13 protein-coding genes are annotated in these 15,522 nt (G+C 63.8%); 5 read left to right on the top strand and 8 right to left on the bottom strand.

Annotated features, from left to right (window positions below):
• The first annotated feature begins 437 nt into the window (after nucleotides 1-437).
• From FMA36_RS05990 to FMA36_RS05980, 3 genes are read left to right on the top strand one after another with little or no spacing between them, the layout of a single operon-like run.
• A complete protein-coding gene (locus FMA36_RS05990; protein WP_159261523.1) occupies nucleotides 438-1,403 on the top strand; it encodes a LysR family transcriptional regulator in 966 nt (321 codons plus the stop codon).
• Nucleotides 1,404-1,449: 46 nt separating this feature from the next.
• Entirely contained in the window at nucleotides 1,450-3,018 is a 1,569-nt protein-coding gene (locus tag FMA36_RS05985) for an ABC transporter substrate-binding protein/permease (protein ID WP_159261521.1), read from the top strand.
• The gene (locus tag FMA36_RS05980; RefSeq protein WP_159261519.1) at nucleotides 3,008-3,751 is read left to right on the top strand and encodes an amino acid ABC transporter ATP-binding protein; all 744 of its coding nucleotides are present in this window, start codon (nucleotides 3,008-3,010) and stop codon (nucleotides 3,749-3,751) included. Before FMA36_RS05985 ends, FMA36_RS05980 begins: the two co-directional genes overlap by 11 nt.
• A 184-nt stretch (nucleotides 3,752-3,935) precedes the next feature.
• On the opposite strand, the gene FMA36_RS05975 is transcribed toward FMA36_RS05980, so the two are convergent.
• Together FMA36_RS05975 and FMA36_RS05970 are read right to left on the bottom strand one after the other, a co-directional pair.
• Nucleotides 3,936-6,305: a phosphoketolase family protein gene (locus tag FMA36_RS05975; protein WP_159261517.1), complete on the bottom strand. Its 2,370-nt coding sequence runs from the start codon at nucleotides 6,303-6,305 to the stop codon at nucleotides 3,936-3,938.
• A 38-nt stretch (nucleotides 6,306-6,343) separates the two neighbouring features.
• On the bottom strand, nucleotides 6,344-7,558 hold the full coding sequence (locus tag FMA36_RS05970) for an acetate/propionate family kinase (protein ID WP_159261515.1): 1,215 nt from the start codon (nucleotides 7,556-7,558) through the stop codon (nucleotides 6,344-6,346).
• Between the two features lie 35 nt (nucleotides 7,559-7,593).
• Here FMA36_RS05970 and FMA36_RS05965 point away from each other — a divergent pair, with 35 nt between their 5' ends.
• The gene (locus tag FMA36_RS05965; protein WP_159261514.1) at nucleotides 7,594-7,872 is read left to right on the top strand and encodes a hypothetical protein; all 279 of its coding nucleotides are present in this window, start codon (nucleotides 7,594-7,596) and stop codon (nucleotides 7,870-7,872) included.
• Nucleotides 7,873-7,881: 9 nt separating this feature from the next.
• On the opposite strand, the gene FMA36_RS05960 is transcribed toward FMA36_RS05965, so the two are convergent.
• The 6 genes from FMA36_RS05960 to hpnA all read right to left on the bottom strand — a co-directional run bounded on the left by FMA36_RS05960 (nucleotide 7,882) and on the right by hpnA (nucleotide 14,247).
• Nucleotides 7,882-8,562, bottom strand: a complete 681-nt coding sequence (locus FMA36_RS05960; RefSeq protein ID WP_159261512.1) for a phosphorylase family protein — start codon at nucleotides 8,560-8,562, stop codon at nucleotides 7,882-7,884.
• A gap of 302 nt (nucleotides 8,563-8,864) precedes the next feature.
• Entirely contained in the window at nucleotides 8,865-10,178 is a 1,314-nt protein-coding gene (gene hpnE / locus FMA36_RS05955; RefSeq protein ID WP_159261510.1) for a hydroxysqualene dehydroxylase HpnE, read from the bottom strand.
• 4 nt (nucleotides 10,179-10,182) lie between these two features.
• Nucleotides 10,183-11,064, bottom strand: a complete 882-nt coding sequence (hpnD, locus tag FMA36_RS05950) for a presqualene diphosphate synthase HpnD (RefSeq protein ID WP_159261508.1) — start codon at nucleotides 11,062-11,064, stop codon at nucleotides 10,183-10,185.
• Nucleotides 11,065-11,148: 84 nt separating this feature from the next.
• Entirely contained in the window at nucleotides 11,149-12,012 is an 864-nt protein-coding gene (gene hpnC, locus FMA36_RS05945) for a squalene synthase HpnC (RefSeq protein ID WP_159261506.1), read from the bottom strand.
• On the bottom strand, nucleotides 12,009-13,241 hold the full coding sequence (locus FMA36_RS05940) for a glycosyltransferase (protein WP_159261504.1): 1,233 nt from the start codon (nucleotides 13,239-13,241) through the stop codon (nucleotides 12,009-12,011). The genes hpnC and FMA36_RS05940 overlap by 4 nt, the downstream gene beginning before the upstream one ends.
• Nucleotides 13,242-13,251: 10 nt before the next feature.
• On the bottom strand, nucleotides 13,252-14,247 hold the full coding sequence (gene hpnA, locus FMA36_RS05935) for a hopanoid-associated sugar epimerase (RefSeq protein WP_061273926.1): 996 nt from the start codon (nucleotides 14,245-14,247) through the stop codon (nucleotides 13,252-13,254).
• A gap of 193 nt (nucleotides 14,248-14,440) precedes the next feature.
• Here hpnA and FMA36_RS05930 point away from each other — a divergent pair, with 193 nt between their 5' ends.
• Nucleotides 14,441-15,508, top strand: coding sequence for a lysylphosphatidylglycerol synthase domain-containing protein (locus FMA36_RS05930; RefSeq protein WP_159261502.1), 1,068 nt, complete (start codon nucleotides 14,441-14,443; stop codon nucleotides 15,506-15,508).
• Nucleotides 15,509-15,522 lie beyond the last annotated feature (14 nt).

Raw genomic sequence — 15,522 nt, 5'->3', positions numbered from 1 at the left:
GGTGCCGCAGTCCTTACCCATACGACATGGTACGACGATTACCCACCACCAGCCGCGCGTAAACAGGAATTTTTCAAAGTAAGCTTCAGCCATAAGCTTAAAAACATATTTTGAAGCAGCGCATCGGTAAAAACAATAAAGTCCCCATAAACCGCCTTTTTATAAAAAACTGTCGTTATTATGAAGTATTTTAAAAATATTCACTAAAAAAATTTTCTGTTTCTGAAAATATTTCATGAAAATACCATTTCAGGACTATCGCTTTCGTGACAGCCAGAAACGCTTTCCTCCCTCATCATTACGGTTTATGGATAATGGCGATAACGAACCGGTCTGGACCGACAGCGCGGCCCTTTTCCGCCTGTTCCTTCAGCGCCGTAACGCCCGGCATGGGCAAGCAGTGCATTCATGCCCTTTATCTGGTGGATCGGTTTTGCATGACACGACGACCTGCACCCTTACCCCGCAAGGCCGCGGCACCGCGCCGCAAGGCAGACGGTTTTCACGGACAGGTGGCCGAGGTGGATCTGCGGCAGTTGCGCGTGTTCCGCACCGTGGCCGAACATGGCGGTTTTGCCGCAGCTGAAGTGGCGCTTGGCAAGAGCAAGTCCTCCATCAGCATCGACATCGCAGCCCTTGAAAACCGGCTTGGCCTGCGGCTGTGCACGCGCGGGCGCAGCGGTTTTGCCCTGACCACTGAAGGGCGCCTTGTGCTCGAGGCTGCCGAGACCCTGTTTGCGGATATCGCGCACTTCCAGCAACGCATAAACGAGGCCAGCGGCACATTGTCGGGGCGCTTTTGCCTGTACGTGCCCGACAATATCCAGATTCATGGTGAGACAGCGCTGGTGCGCGCCATTGAAACCTTTACCACCCGCTACCCGGCGGTGTTCATGGATATCCGCTCCACCTCCACGCGTGAGGTGGAATTTGCCGTGCTCAACGGGCAGGCCTGCGCTGGCATTACCCTGAACCCGCGCCACGTGCCCGATGTCCAGACCACGGCCCTGTTTCACGAAAAACTGCACCTGTTCTGTGGCAGGCGCCACCCCCTGTTCAACATGCCCGAAAGCGAGATCACGCCCGCCATTCTGGCCGAGCAGCGCATGATTACGGTCTCGGGTGCCGCCACCTCGCCCATGTGGGACAGGCTGCGCCCGCACCTGACCTTCGCCGCGGCAGCGGAAAATGTTGATTCACGCGCCCTGCTGATCCTGTCAGGCAATTACATCGGTTTCCTGCCCGAACCCTTCGCCCTGCCGCTGGTGCATGACGGGCTGCTGCGCCGCATTGTGCTGGACGGCCTGCAACTTGAAACCAGCTTCTATTTCCTGGCCCGCCCCAACGCCGAGACCGGCCTCATGCACGACACGTTCCGCGCCATTTTAGAGGCGGCCTGCTGAATCCGGCCTATCCCCAGCCACCCGCCACACGCGCGAGGAGCACCGCATGACCTCTCTGATGGCACGGTTCAGGCGCCTGTGCGCCGCCCGCATTGTGGTGGCCGTCCTTGCCTGCATGCTGGCGGGCACGGGCATGGCACGGGCGGATGCGCCGCTCCTGCCCGGCTTCATTCATGATGGCACGCTGACGGTCTGCACCAACCCCACCCTGCCCCCCATGACATTCGTAAACGGCACCGACATGACGGCGGTGGACGGTATCGACATGGATATCGCCCACGCCCTGGCAGCCTACTGGCACGTGACGCTGGCCGTCACGACCATGGATTTTACCGGCCTGTTCCCCAGCCTTGCGGCAGGGCGCTGCGGGCTGGTGGCGAGTGGCATCATCAAACTGCCGCAACGTGAACGCAACTTTGATGCCGTGACCTATCAGGATACGGCGCTGGTCATCGTGGCGCGCGCAGGCACGCATCCCCTGGGCAGCATGGCCGACCTGTCGGGCCGGAAGGTGGCCGTGCAGGCCGGCACCAGCTACAGCGCGCGCCTTGCGCAGGAAAACGAGGCATTGGTGGCGGCAGGCCACACGCCGATGATCATTCAGCAATACCCCACCGAGGAAGAGGTGGTGCAGCAGGTGCTGATCGGGCGCGCCTTCGCACTGGCCAGTCAGGATGTGGAACTGACCTACCGGCGCGAACAACTACACGGCAAAGTGGGCGTGATTTTTACGCCCCCCTACCCCGAATACCGGCATTTCGCGCTTTATATCCGCAAGGACGCGCATGACAGGGCGCTGCTCGAACACGCCATTGCCACCCTGCGCGATAACGGGCAGATGGCCGCAATCACACAGAAATGGGCCATAACGCCCGACGCCACGCAGGCGCTGGGCGGCAGCGCACCTGCTCCGGCCTTTCGCTGGGGCACTTTTTTTGGTGCCCTGACCTCAGCGGCCTTCATGCGGGGGGCATGCATCACGCTGGCCGTGGCCGTGCTGTCGCATCTGACCGCCATCATCATCTCGATCCCCATGGCGCTGGTGCTGAACGGTCGGGACTCCCTGCTCAGAACAGGGCTTACGGCCTATGTCGCACTCTTCCGTGGTGCACCGACCCTGCTGCAACTGCTGTTCATCTGGAACGCCCTGCCCCAGTTCCTGCCGTTTTTCCGTGAGGCATGGTTCACGCCCTTCCTCGCTACATGGCTGGCGCTTTCGATCAATGAATCCGCCTATCAGGTGGAAATCAACCGCGCGGCGCTCACGGCAATCGACCCCGCTCAGGCGGTGGCGGGCGATGCGCTGGGCCTGTCGCGCGGGCAGGTCTACCGCCATGTCATCTTTCCGCAGGCGCTGCGCATTGCACTGCCGCCCACCATCAATTCGTTCATCAGCCTGCTCAAGACCACCTCGCTGGCTTCTGTCATCTCCATGCAGGAACTGCTGGCAGTCACCCAGATTCAGGTTGCGCGCACGTTTGAGTTTACCGAGTATTATGCTGCGGCGCTGGTTTACTACCTGGCCATGGTCTTCTTTTTCCTGCTGGTGCAAAAACGCGTCGAGCGCCGTTTTGCATGGGCTGACCAGCACAGGGCGGGCACGCATGAATCCTGACCCCAACGCCGTGCTGTCGATCCGCAACCTGAGCAAACTGTATCAGGATTTCATCGCCCTTGACCGCATCAGCCTTGACGTGCGGCGCGGCGAGAAGGTCGTGGTGCTCGGACCATCCGGCTCGGGCAAGTCAACGCTGATCCGCTGCCTCAACCGCATCGAACCGCATGACAGCGGCTCGCTGCACATCAATGGCCAGGCCATTAGCGCCAGAACCGACCTGATCCGGCTGCGGGCACTCGTGGGGCTGGTGTTTCAGAACTACAACCTGTTCCCGCATCTGAGCGTGCTCGACAACTGCACGCTGGCACCGCGCAAGGTGCGCAGGATGCCGCGCGCGCAGGCCGAGGCGCTGGCCATGCGCTTTTTGCAGCAGGTGAATATTGCCGGGCAGGCACGCAAATACCCCATCCAGCTTTCTGGCGGCCAGCAGCAGCGTGTGGCCATTGCGCGTGCGCTGTGCATGCAGCCCGAAATCATGCTGTTTGACGAACCGACCGCCGCCCTCGACCCCGAAGCCGTGTCCGGCGTGGCCACGATCATGAACGACCTCGCAGCCCAGGGCATCACCACGCTGTGCGTAACGCATGAAATGCGCTTTGCCCGCCATATTGCCGATCGCATCGTGTTCATGGATCAGGGGCGCATCATGGAAATCACGCCACCTGAACAATTCTTCACCAACCCGCAGACAGACCGGGCGCGAGATTTCCTGAACCAGATGATCGCATGAATTGATAAAAGTTTCTGGGTGGCGCCCTTTTTTTCAGAAAGGCGGCGTCTTTCGAAGCTTTTTGAAAAAAGCTTCACCAAAAACTTTTGTTACTAAAGGATTTTTTCAGGACTGCTTTTTGTGCCCCATGAAAAAAGGAGCCTTGCGGCTCCCTTTCCCATAGTTCCTGACGGGTCTGTTATGGTTATGACCAGCGCCAGTTCCTGATTTCGGGCAGATCCTGCCCGTACTGCGCCACGTAGCGCGTGTGCTCGACCAGCTTGTCGCTGATCGCCTCGTTGGCATAGGCCGCCTTTTCCGCCAGCCCAGGCACGCGACGGATCACGTTCTGCACAAGGTGGAAGCGGTCAAGGTTATTGCGCACCGTCATGTCAAACGGCGTGGTGGTGGACCCTTCCTCGCGGTAGCCATGCACATGGAAGTTGCGGCAGTTGGTGCGCTTGTAAATCAGCTTGTGAATCAGTGCCGGATAGCCGTGGAAGGCAAAGATGACCGGCTTGTCGGTGGTGAACAGGCTGTCGAATACATAATCCTCCAGCCCGTCAGGGTGCTGGCTGCGCGATTCAAGCGTCAGCAGGTCAACTACGTTGATCACGCGGATCTTCAGGTCCGGCAGGTGCCTGTTGAGCAACTGCACGGCAGCCAGCGTCTCGATGGTTGGCACGTCGCCCGCACACGCCATGACCACATCGGGCTCGCCGCCCTTGTCGTTGCTGGCCCATTCCCAGATGCCGATGCCCTTGGCGCAGTGCGCGATGGCCGAATCCATGTCCAGCCATTGCGGCTCGGGCTGCTTGCCCGCCACGATCACGTTCACCCGGTCGCGGCTTTCAAGGCAGGTTTTGGCCGTGCACAGCAGGGTATTGGCATCAGGCGGCAGGAACACCCGCACCGTCTTGGCCTTCTTGTTCAGCACATGGTCGATGAAGCCAGGGTCCTGATGGCTGAAGCCATTATGGTCCTGCCGCCACACATGCGAGGTGAGCAGGTAGTTCAGCGATGCGATCGGCGCGCGCCACGACACCTCATCCGCCTGCTTGATCCACTTGGCATGCTGGTTGACCATCGAATCCACAATGTGGATGAACGCCTCATAACATGACAGGAAGCCGTGCCGCCCGGTCAGCAGGTAGCCTTCCAGCCAGCCCTGGCAGGTATGTTCGCTCAGAATTTCCATCACATGGCCATCAACGCCCAGATGGTCATCGTAATCGAAGGTCTCGGCGTTCCAGGCGCGGTTGGTCACATCCAGCACCGCGTTGAGGCGGTTGGAATTGTTTTCATCGGGAGCAAGCACGCGGAAATTGCGCGCAGGCAGGTTTTCCTTCATCACATCGCGCAGCCACGTGCCCAGCACGCGCGTGCCCTCGCCCAGCGCATGACCGGGCGATTCCACCGTAACCGCATAGTCCGTCACATCCGGCAGGCGCAGGTCGCGGCGCAGCAGACCGCCATTGGCGTGCGGGTTTGCACTCATGCGGCGATCGCCTTTGGGGGCAAGGGCCGCGATTTCGGGCATCAGGGTGCCGTTTTCGTCAAACAGTTCCTCAGGCCTGTAGCTATGCAGCCATTCATCAAGCAGCTTGAGGTGCACGGGATTGGTCATGTCGGTAATGGGCACCTGATGGGCGCGCCAGTAGCCTTCCGTGCGCAGGCCATCCACCGTCTTGGGGCAGGTCCAGCCCTTGGGGGTGCGCATAATGATCATGGGCCACGCCGGGCGCGTGGTGTCGTTCTTCTCACGCGCGGCTTTCTGGATCTCCGCGATCCTGGCAAAGGCCGTGTCCATCGCCACGGCCATTTTCTGGTGCATCAGATCCGGGTCATGACCTTCCACCACGATCGGGTCATAGCCGTAGCCCCTGAACAGGCTCACCAGTTCATCGGGCGAGATGCGGGCCAGCACCGTGGGGTTGGCGATCTTGTAGCCATTGAGATGCAGGATCGGCAGCACCGCGCCATCGGTCTTTGGGTCAAGGAACTTGTTGCTGTGCCATGACGTAGCCATCGGCCCGGTCTCGGCCTCGCCATCGCCCACGACGCAGGCCACGACCAGATCGGGGTTGTCGAACGCCGCGCCATAGGCGTGCGAGAGCGAATAGCCCAGTTCACCGCCTTCGTTGATCGAACCCGGCGTGGTGGGTGCCGCATGGCTGGGAATGCCGCCGGGGAAGGAGAACTGCTTGACCAGCTTCGCCAGCCCGTCCGCATCCTGCGTCACTTCGGGGAAGTATTCGCTATACGTGCCTTCAAGGTAGGTGCTGGCCACAATGCCCGGCGCCCCGTGGCCGGGGCCCGCCACGAACAGGATGCTGCGGTCATGCTCACGAATGATGCGGTTAAGGTGCAGGTACAGGAAGTTCAGCCCCGGCGTGGTGCCCCAGTGCCCCAGCAGGCGCGGCTTGGTGTGTTCGAGCTTGAGCGGCTCACGCAGCAGCGGATTGGCCAACAGGTAGATCTGGGCAATCGACAGGTAGTTGGCTGCGTGCCACCATTTGTTGAACAGCGCGACATCCGCTGCGGAAAGCGGTGTTGCGGATGGGGTTTCACTCATTTCCGTTCCTTCCAGAATGGTCCATTCCTGCCCGGCGCTCAGCCCAGACATATCAGCACATGGCGGCGGATTGTCGTTTCCTCGTCGGTGGGGATCACCCGCACCTCCACGGCGCTATCGGCCGTGCTGATGATTTCGTGGTGTGCGGCGTTGGCCGCCGCATCGAGGCGGATGCCCGCCCAGCCCATCCGCGCGCACACGGCGGCGCGGATGATGGCGTCATGCTCGCCAATGCCTGCGGTGAACACCAGCCCGTCCAGCCCCTGCAGGGCCGCCATCATGCCACCCGCCTGCTGGGTGAAGCGGTAGACAAACAGGTCCAGCGCCTGTGTCACCTCCGCACTGACGCCCGCCTTGGCGTGCAGGTCGCGCATATCGGCCGAAACGCCGGACACGCCCAGCAGGCCGGAACGGTGATAGAGGATGTTCTCGATCTCGGCTGCACCCAGCCCCTCTTCCTTGAGCATGTACAGGATCACGCCGGGGTCGAGATGCCCGCACCGCGTGCCCATGACCAGTCCGTCCAGCACCGAAAAACCCATGGTGGTGTCGATGCTGCGCCCGGCGTTGAGCGCGCACAGGCTGCCACCGCTGCCAATATGGGCGACAAGCGTGCGCCCATTAGCCAGATGCGGCGCGCGCTCGCGCAGGGCGGAGGCGATATATTCATATGACAGGCCATGAAACCCGTAGCGCCGCACGCCACGCGCCGCATAGTCACGCGGCAGGGCCTGCGCCTGCGCCACGGGCGGCAGGGTATGGTGGAAGCCGGTATCAAAACACGCCACCTGCGGCAGGTCGGGATACTGCGCAAGCAGCGCGCGGATGGGTGCGAGACTGCCGGGCTGGTGGAGGGGGGCAAACGGCGTGAGGGCCGCAAGCCGCGCCAGCACATCGGGCGTAATGCGCACGGGGGCAATGAAGTCAGGCCCGCCATGCACCACCCGGTGCCCCACGGCCATGAGGTCCACGCTGCCAAGCTGCCTGTCCACCCACTCCATGAGGGTAGCCATGGGGCCGAGATGGGCCTTGTCGAGGTTCTCGCCATCGGCGGTGGGGGCCCATGTTTCATCCACCAGCACGCGGCCACCTGCGTCATGGGCGACAAAATGGGGGTGGCTTCCGATTCCCTCAAGCTCGCCCGAGGCGATGCGATGGCTAGGGGAGGCCGCCGTCTCGCCTTTTTCAATGGCGAAGAGGGCAAATTTCAGGCTGGATGAACCTGCGTTGAGTGCGAGCACCGCCCGTGTCATGCCTCTCTCCCTGCTGCTTGCCAAGAACCGGCAGCATGTCACGCCCATCTGCCGGGCCTGACATTGATGCGAATCAATTGGCCGCGCCCAGCCTAACCAAAAGCGGGCAGGAAAACAGCCATCGCGCCACATGGCGCCTCCGCGTCAGGCAGGAGGCCCAATGGCCGGGAAGGATAAAAGTTTTTTCCGACCGAGGGAGAATTCAGGGAGATGCAGGACAAAAGGCCATAAAAGTTTCCGGATGCAGCCTGTTTTCAAAAAGACTGCATTCTTCAAAGCTTTTTGAAAAAAGCTTTGCCAGAAATTTTTCCTGATAAGGCGCGTCAGCCAAAACGCCGCGCCAGAACGGCCTTGGCCGCCGCCCGCGCCAGGCCAGCATCACGCCCTACGCGGATCAGGGCCGGAATCTGGAACGGATTGCATGCTATGCTACGGGCCAGTGCGCCTACTGCAAGGCTGCCATCGGGGCGCAGCGCCACCACGGCGGCAGGCGGCAGGGTGCGCTCTGCGGGGTCGCACACCACGCGCAGCACGGCGAAGGGCACCTTGCGGGCCGCGGCCATTTCCGCCACCACGCCGCTTTCCATGTCCAGCGCCACGCATCCCGTCTCGCGGTACAGCGCCATCTTGCGGGTCGCAGCGGTTACGATCACATCGCTATGCAGCAGGTCGCCGCCCACCACATCCGCCCGCTCGGCCCCCAGCCATGACAGGAGCGCAGGGGCAGCGGGCAGGCGCTCGCCATTGACCAGCACATTATGCGGCACCACCACAGCACCCGGCTGCAACGCCGGATCAAGCCCCGCCGCCAGCCCGAAGGAGAGCAGCGCATCCACCCCGCCTTCAAGCAGATCAAGCACCGCCTGCCGCGCGCCTGACAGGGTCGCGCCACTCAGGCCAAAACGGGCGTGGGGCAGGAAGGGGCGAATGAGGGCGGCTTCCGCCTCCATGCCCACCACAATGCCCAAGCGGGAAAACGGAGAGACTGCTGTACTACCGGACATATTGATGGATCTCCCTGCCATTATCACAAGCCATAGCCGGAGTGCCCCGCCTGCACGCTACGCGCAGGTTCCGCCCGCAGGCAACACGGCCACAGACCCTGAGCACACCAGTCCAACTCCCGTCAGAAGCCAGTCGTACCACGTGGTGGCCGCCCCTCCTTCCCGCGCTCCATGCGGGCTGGAGGGACAACGCCGCCCTGCTGAGAGGACTGAGACGCAACGCGGTGCCTGCCTCGGCCGCCATGATCATTATATGCCGTTGCCCGCGTGGCGGCGCAGGCCGGTCGCCTGTGTATCACGCCTCATCCCGGTCGGCCCGGCGTGCCCTTGCGGGCATGCACCGCGCGCGCGGCCGCAGCCCCCGAGCGGATCGCGCCCTCAATGGTGGCGGGCAGGCCCGTGGCCGTCCAGTCGCCTGCCAGCAACAGGTTGGGCACCATGGTCTGCGTGCCGGGGCGCAGGCGGTCCTGCGCAGGGGTGGCAGCAAAGGTGGCGCGCTTTTCGCGCACGATGCGCAGCGGCGGCACCTCCACCGGCAGCGGCGCCGTAGCCGCCGGATCAATGGCGGCGCGCACCTCGTTCCAGATCAGGGGGGCCAGTTCATCAAGGTCACGCCCGGCATAGCGGTTGGCGGCGCTGACCGTGACCGACAGGATGCGGTCCTTGGCGAACACCCATTCACTGATGCCCCCTACCACGCCGATAAAGCGCGCCTGCGCCAGCCCGCCGGTCAGCACCGGGGCGGAAGGCAGCAGGAAATGCACGTTCAGGATCGCCTCAAACGCATCAGGCGCGCTGAAGCCGGGCAGATCTGCCAGAAGGCCCGAGGCCACGGGGGCGGGCACGGCCATGATGACCGTATCCTCCGGGCCGATTTCAATGCGTTCCGCGCCCAGCATTACTGCCGTGACCGGACCGCCGCGGGTGAATTCCACCCCGCTGACCCGGCTGCCCGTGCGCACCTGCGCTTTGAGCACGGCCAGATGATCGAGGGCGGGATCAACAAAACTTTCCGAAAGGCCAATGGCGGGGAAGCGCGGCAGGCAATTGCGCCCGCCACGGGCCAGGCTTTCCTTCACTACGGCACCGAGCAGGGCGGCGCTGCCGGTATCGGGCATGGTGTTGAGCACCGATATGGCAAACGGCTCGAGCAGGCGGCGCGAGAGGCTGCCCGCAGGCAGGCAGTCCGCCACCACCATGTCGGGCGTGGCCTCCATCAGCGCCAGCAGGCCGCGCAGCTCGGCCAGCCGCATGCCCGGCACGCGCCTGCGCTTCGAGAGCACCCACAGCGGCACCCGCCCGCGCGAGAGGTCAAGCGTCCAGCGCAGCCGGTCGGCCAGGTCAATGAACGGAAAGACCGGGCGCTCCGGCCCCACCAGCGTATCCTGCGCCCCGATCAGGCCCAGATAGCGGTACACCGCCGGGTTGCCCGACAGCAGCAGGTGGTTGCCATTATCAATACGGCAGTCAAGCTGCCGGTCATGATACGAGCGCGCCCGCCCGCCACAGGCAGGCCCCGCCTCGTAAACCGTAACCTGCTCGCTGCCACCCGCCAGCTCGACTGCGGCGGAGAGCCCCGCAAGGCCCCCGCCAATGATATGGACATGCCCCGCCATGGCCTCAGCCCGCCAGCGCGCGCAGCGCGATCAGCACCTTGCGCGGGCGTGAGAGCGACACGCGCTTTTCTGGCGTGCCCCAGCCCTGCCGCTCCTGCGCGCTGAGAATGGCGGCATAGGTCGCCCCCATCAGCCGCGCGGGCCGCATGGCCTTACGGTCGCACTGCGCCATGGCCGCTGCTGCCGCCCGGAAATGGTCATGCGCGCGTGCTGCCAGAATGCGCCCCACCTGCTCAAGCCGGGAGGCATGCACCACGGCGGAGGGCTTTGGAGTGATGTTGAAGCGCTCGAGCAGGTCGCGCGGCAGGTAGAGGCGGCCAAGGCGGGCATCTTCAGCCACGTCGCGCAGGATGTTGGTGATCTGCAACGCGCGACCAAGATGGTAGGCCACCTGGTCGGCCGCAGGTGAGGAATCGCCAAACACCCGCACCGAAAGCCGCCCCACGGCGGAGGCCACGCGGTCGCAATACAGGTCGAACGTCGCTTCATCGGGGGCCACGATGGGGCCGCGCGCATCCATCTCCATGCCGTCGATCACGGCATTAAAGTCATCCTGGCGCAGATCAAAGTGGCGGATGGTGGCCATGAGCACGCGGTCGATGCCGTCACGCGCCTCACCGGCATAAAGCCGGGCAATACGGGCGCGCCATTCCTCGAGCCTGCGGCTCTTGTCCTCCGCCTCACCCTCGTCATCGGCCACGTCATCGACAAGGCGGCAGAAGGCATAGACGGCATACATGCCATATCGGCGGTCGGGCGGCAGGATACGCATGCCCTTGCCAAAGGACGTGCCCGACCGCACCACGATCTGCTCGACCTCGGCGAGGTCGGCAGCATCGCAGCCCAGTACCGGCGCCTCATCATGCCGCGCGCGCAAAAAACCCATTCCCGCGTGTTCCGTTCACTTTACGAATTAACAGTTGCGCCTGTTCTTAGCGGCAATCACCCCCAAGGACAAAATCACGCCCTATCAGACCAGCGTTCGCACCGCCCCCGCAAGGGCTGCGAGCACATCCCCGCGTGACAGCTTGACCCGGCCTGCCACCGGATCTTCCCCGCGCAGCCGCACAGCCAGCCGCTTTGACAGCCCCACGATCACGGCCGCCTCCATGCGCATGCGCCGGTCACGGATCAGGCCGGGCAGCAGCGAGGCGCGGCGGTTGAGTTCATCCACCCGGTCAAGCAACTGGTTGAACACCCGGCGCAGGCCGGGGCTGGCATGGCGGCCACGCAGGTCATCGATCGTGGCCTCCGCCTGTTCCAGCCAGGGGCGTGGCAGGTAGCAGCGGTCAAGATTGCGCAGGTCATCGGCACAGTCCTGCAGGTGGTTGAGCACCTGCAGCGCCGTGCACAGCGCATCCGACGGGCCAAACGTGCCCGGGTCCTCGCCATGTAGTTCGAGCAGGAAGCGGCCCACGGGGTTGGCGGAATAACGGCAGTATTCCTCCAGTTCCTCCCACGAATCGTAGCGGTTCTTCACTGCATCCTGCCGGAATGCCACGATCAGGTCGGTCGCCGTGGAGGCAGGCACGCCTGTCTCACGCAATGTCTGGCCCACACGCACCGCCGTCTGGGCATCAGGCCGCGGGGGGGCAAGGCGCGTGCCGAGCACCACCTCCTCCATCGCGTCGAGGCGTGCGATCTTGGCGGGCGCATCAAGCTGGTCGGTATCGACGATATCGTCGATCACGCGGGCAAAATCGTAATAGGCATGCACATGCGGGCGCAGCCTGCGGCTGATCAGCAGCGAGCCTACGGGAAAGTTTTCATCCCCGGCATCCTTGCCCGACGAGACATCCGCGCTGCCCCATACGTCCTGCTCATCCGTTTTCACCCTACGTCATCCCCCATGGTGCGGTTCATTACCGTAGCAGTACCTTCGCTGCGCATATGTGTCGAGATCGCACCATCCGGTTCGGTATAGGCGCGGCTTTTCCAGACCACGCCCCGCCCCCGATGGTGATCGAGCGCCGAGCCGATGGTGGCCAGCGTATAGAACCCCGCAATGACCGGCAGCAACACTGCCCAGGCCGGCGACTGGCCAAACCGGCGCAGCGTGGGCGTGTAGGATGCCATGGACAGCACCCAAGCCCCTGCGCCAAGCAGGCAGGGCAGCCCATGGGTGAACAGCGCAAGCTGCAGCGGCAGCATCCATACCAGCACCATACCGATAACCGTGCCCGCGAGCAGGAAAGGCGAATAGCCAAGCTGCACATAGGCCGTGCGCGCCACCATGCGCCAGATGTCGGATGGATGCGGATAGGGCCGGATGGATCTGGCCAGGCAGCTATGGCCCAGATAGATCCGCCCTCCGCTATGCTTGACGTGGGCGGCCAGCGTGCAGTCATCGATCAGCGCGCCGCGCAGGCTCTCGATGCCGCCAATGCGCGCCAAGGCACTCCAGCGCACCAGCACCGTGCCGCCTGCCGCCCCCGCCACCCGGCTGCGCGGGTTGTTCACGCTGGCAAACGGGTAGAGCAGGGCAAAAAAGAAAACGAAAGCTGGCACCAGCATGCGCTCGGCGGGGCTGGCGCAGTTCAGCTCCACCATCTCCGATACCTGATCGAGCCCGCCTGACTGCGCCTTGGCCACAAGGGTCGAGACATGGCGCGGGTCGTGGATGATGTCGGCATCGGTCAGCAGCACGAAACCGCCGGAATCAGGTGCGAGTTCACGCGCGCGGGCCACACCCTGGGCCACCGCCCACAGCTTGCCGCTCCACCCCGCAGGCCGCGCCTTGCCCGTAACCACGGTCAGCCGCCTGTGCGGGTCGGGCACGGCGCGCGCCAGCCGCCCCGTGCCATCGGTGCTGTTGTCATCAACCAGCACGACACGCAGCGCGCCAGGATAATCCTGTGCCAGCAGCGAGCCGATGCACGCCGCGACCGATGGCGCCTCATCACGCGCAGGCACCACCACGCACACATCGGGGCAGGTAGCGGCGTCAAGCTTCTGGCCTGCCACCGGAGCGAGCACCGGCCCCGCCTGCCAGAAGCGGCCATGACAGAAAATAAGCCCGAGCCAGATGACAACTGTCAGAATGGAAAGGGGAAGCAGAAGCATGACCGGCTGCTCAATCCAGCATGCCGTGCTGGCGGAACCAGTCGATTGCGTCCGTCACCGCCTCCCGCGCGGGGCGCGGGGCATAGCCGAGTTCACGGATCGCCTTGTCCGATGAGAAGAACATCTTCTTGTGCGACATGGCCAGCATCTCGCGCGTGACGCGGGGCGCAATGCCAAAAGCGCGGGACAGCCATTCGCTCGCCACCGCCACCGGCCAGATCACCGCCTGCGGCAGGCTGATGCGCGGCGGCGCCACACCCGCAATCTCGGCAGTCATGGCGAACAGGTCGCGCAGCAGGTAGTTCTGCCCGCCCAGAATGTATTTCTCGCCAATGCGCCCGCGCTCGAGCGCCAGGGCGTGACCCTCGGCCACGTCATCCACATGCACGATGTTCACGCCGGTATCGACATAGGCCGGCATGCGGCCCGCCGCGCAGTCCAGGATCATCTGGCCCGTGGGCGTGGGCTTGATGTCGCGCGGGCCAACGGGGGTGGAGGGGTTCACGATCACGGCGGGCAGCGCGCGCTCGTGCACCAGGCGCAGCACTTCCTGCTCGGCGCGGTATTTGGAGCGCTTGTAGATGCCGATCACGCCATGTTCATGCACCGGCGTTTCCTCATCGGAGATGGTGCCATCGCCAATCAGCCCCAGCGCCGCAACCGAGGAGCAGTACACAATCCGCTCGACCCCCGCCTTCTGCGCCGCCAGCATCAGGCCGCGCGTACCTTCCACATTGGCGACCATCATCGGCACCGGGTCGGGCACCCACAGCCGGTAATCCGCCGCGACATGGAACACGTAACGGCAGCCTTTTACGGCGGCATCGAAGCTTTCGGGGGTGGAGAGATCGCCTTCCACCAGTTCTGCGGGCAGATCGCGCAGGTTGGTCAGGTCGCTGCCTTTGCGCACCATGAGCCTGAGCGTATGGCCACGCTCCACCAGATTGCGGGCAACGGCCGAGCCGACAAAACCGGTCGCACCGGTTACAAGGGTTGGGGCAGTCATGGTCTGAACGATCACTCCGTCAGGGGACAGAATTCACGATTGCGATACGGACTCGCAACCGGCGGGCGTTCCATTTATCCCGACACCTCCCGGTGGCGCCAGACCCTGCTGTAGTGTAAGTCAGGCAAAACCAGCCACGGCGGCATCAATTTTCCCCGGTGTCCTGACGCCAACAGACCAAGACGGATCTTTTTTGAGAAAGCTCACAATCCTGCTGGCCCTCCTCGGCCTGGCCCTGCTGACTGGCTGCACCGCCTGGTTCGGAGCCGGATCGGTGATGAAGGCCATCGTCTCCATCGGGGTGGTCGGGTTCATGGCGACCGTGGTGGCACAGCTTGCAGTCGATGCAATACTGGGTCTTGCCTGGCACGCGGCTTGCCGGGACATTCCCTTCGTGCAGCTGGTGGTGTCGCGCATGATCCGCGATGCAGCCGCGTCATGCCTGCCGTTCTCGCAGCTTGGCGGCATGGTGCTCGGCATCCGCGCCACCTGCTCGAGCGACCTGTTCGCGCCGCGCGGCAAGGGCCGCGCCATAGATGGCAGCGAGGCGGCCTGCGCAAACCTTGTCGACATCACCACCGAGGTAATGGGCCAGATCCTGTTCATCCTGACTGCCGTGCTGTGCCTCGTGGCCCACCAGCAGTCCAGCCCGTTCGCGCGCCCGGTCATCATCGGGCTCGTGCTGCTGACCATGGGTATTGCGGGCTTCGTCTATACCCAGCGCCGGGGTGGCGACCTGCTCAAGCGCGCGGGCAAGATGCTGGGCAACAACATGGCCGCCCAGTGGCAGGATGCGATGGTGAGCAGCGCTGACAGCATACAGGAGCGTTTCGACGCCATCTGGTCGCACCCGCGCCGCATCATGGAGGGCGCGCTGCTCCATTACGTGGGCTGGCTGGGCAGCGCTGCCACGATCTGGGTGGCCTATTACTTCCTGGGCGCGCATCTGAGCTTTGGGGGGGCGGTTGCGATCGAGGGCGTTGCGTGCGGCATCATGTCCGTCTCGTTCCTCGTACCCGCGGGCCTTGGCGTGCAGGAAGCAGCCTACATTACCCTTGGCTCGGCCTTTGGCATTGCGCCGTCCATCTCGCTGGGGCTGTCACTGCTGCGGCGTGGTCGGGAGCTGGTCATCGGCATTCCCATGCTGCTTTTGTGGCAGGCCATGGAAATGCGGGCCCTGCGCCACAAGGCCCCCGCACAGCCGGAAGAAGCGCCCGCCACCGTGCCCGCACGCAAACCTGCCAAGCCGCCGCAGGACTGATTGCGCGCCCCTTT

The sequence above is a fragment of the Komagataeibacter xylinus genome, from assembly GCF_009834365.1.
Taxonomy (GTDB): domain Bacteria; phylum Pseudomonadota; class Alphaproteobacteria; order Acetobacterales; family Acetobacteraceae; genus Komagataeibacter; species Komagataeibacter xylinus_D.
This window is presented reverse-complemented; position numbering and strand designations above follow the sequence as displayed.

What these genes read in the sequence shown, in the direction of transcription:
- FMA36_RS05990 (WP_159261523.1), top strand. Translation starts at nt 438, where the DNA reads ATGACACGACGACCTGCACCCTTACCCCGCAAGGCCGCGGCACCGCGC.
- FMA36_RS05985 (WP_159261521.1), top strand. Translation starts at nt 1,450, where the DNA reads ATGACCTCTCTGATGGCACGGTTCAGGCGCCTGTGCGCCGCCCGCATT.
- FMA36_RS05980 (WP_159261519.1), top strand. Translation starts at nt 3,008, where the DNA reads ATGAATCCTGACCCCAACGCCGTGCTGTCGATCCGCAACCTGAGCAAA.
- FMA36_RS05975 (WP_159261517.1), bottom strand. Translation starts at nt 6,305, where the DNA reads ATGAGTGAAACCCCATCCGCAACACCGCTTTCCGCAGCGGATGTCGCG.
- FMA36_RS05970 (WP_159261515.1), bottom strand. Translation starts at nt 7,558, where the DNA reads ATGACACGGGCGGTGCTCGCACTCAACGCAGGTTCATCCAGCCTGAAA.
- FMA36_RS05965 (WP_159261514.1), top strand. Translation starts at nt 7,594, where the DNA reads ATGTCACGCCCATCTGCCGGGCCTGACATTGATGCGAATCAATTGGCC.
- FMA36_RS05960 (WP_159261512.1), bottom strand. Translation starts at nt 8,562, where the DNA reads ATGTCCGGTAGTACAGCAGTCTCTCCGTTTTCCCGCTTGGGCATTGTG.
- hpnE (WP_159261510.1), bottom strand. Translation starts at nt 10,178, where the DNA reads ATGGCGGGGCATGTCCATATCATTGGCGGGGGCCTTGCGGGGCTCTCC.
- hpnD (WP_159261508.1), bottom strand. Translation starts at nt 11,064, where the DNA reads ATGGGTTTTTTGCGCGCGCGGCATGATGAGGCGCCGGTACTGGGCTGC.
- FMA36_RS05940 (WP_159261504.1), bottom strand. Translation starts at nt 13,241, where the DNA reads ATGCTTCTGCTTCCCCTTTCCATTCTGACAGTTGTCATCTGGCTCGGG.
- hpnA (WP_061273926.1), bottom strand. Translation starts at nt 14,247, where the DNA reads ATGACTGCCCCAACCCTTGTAACCGGTGCGACCGGTTTTGTCGGCTCG.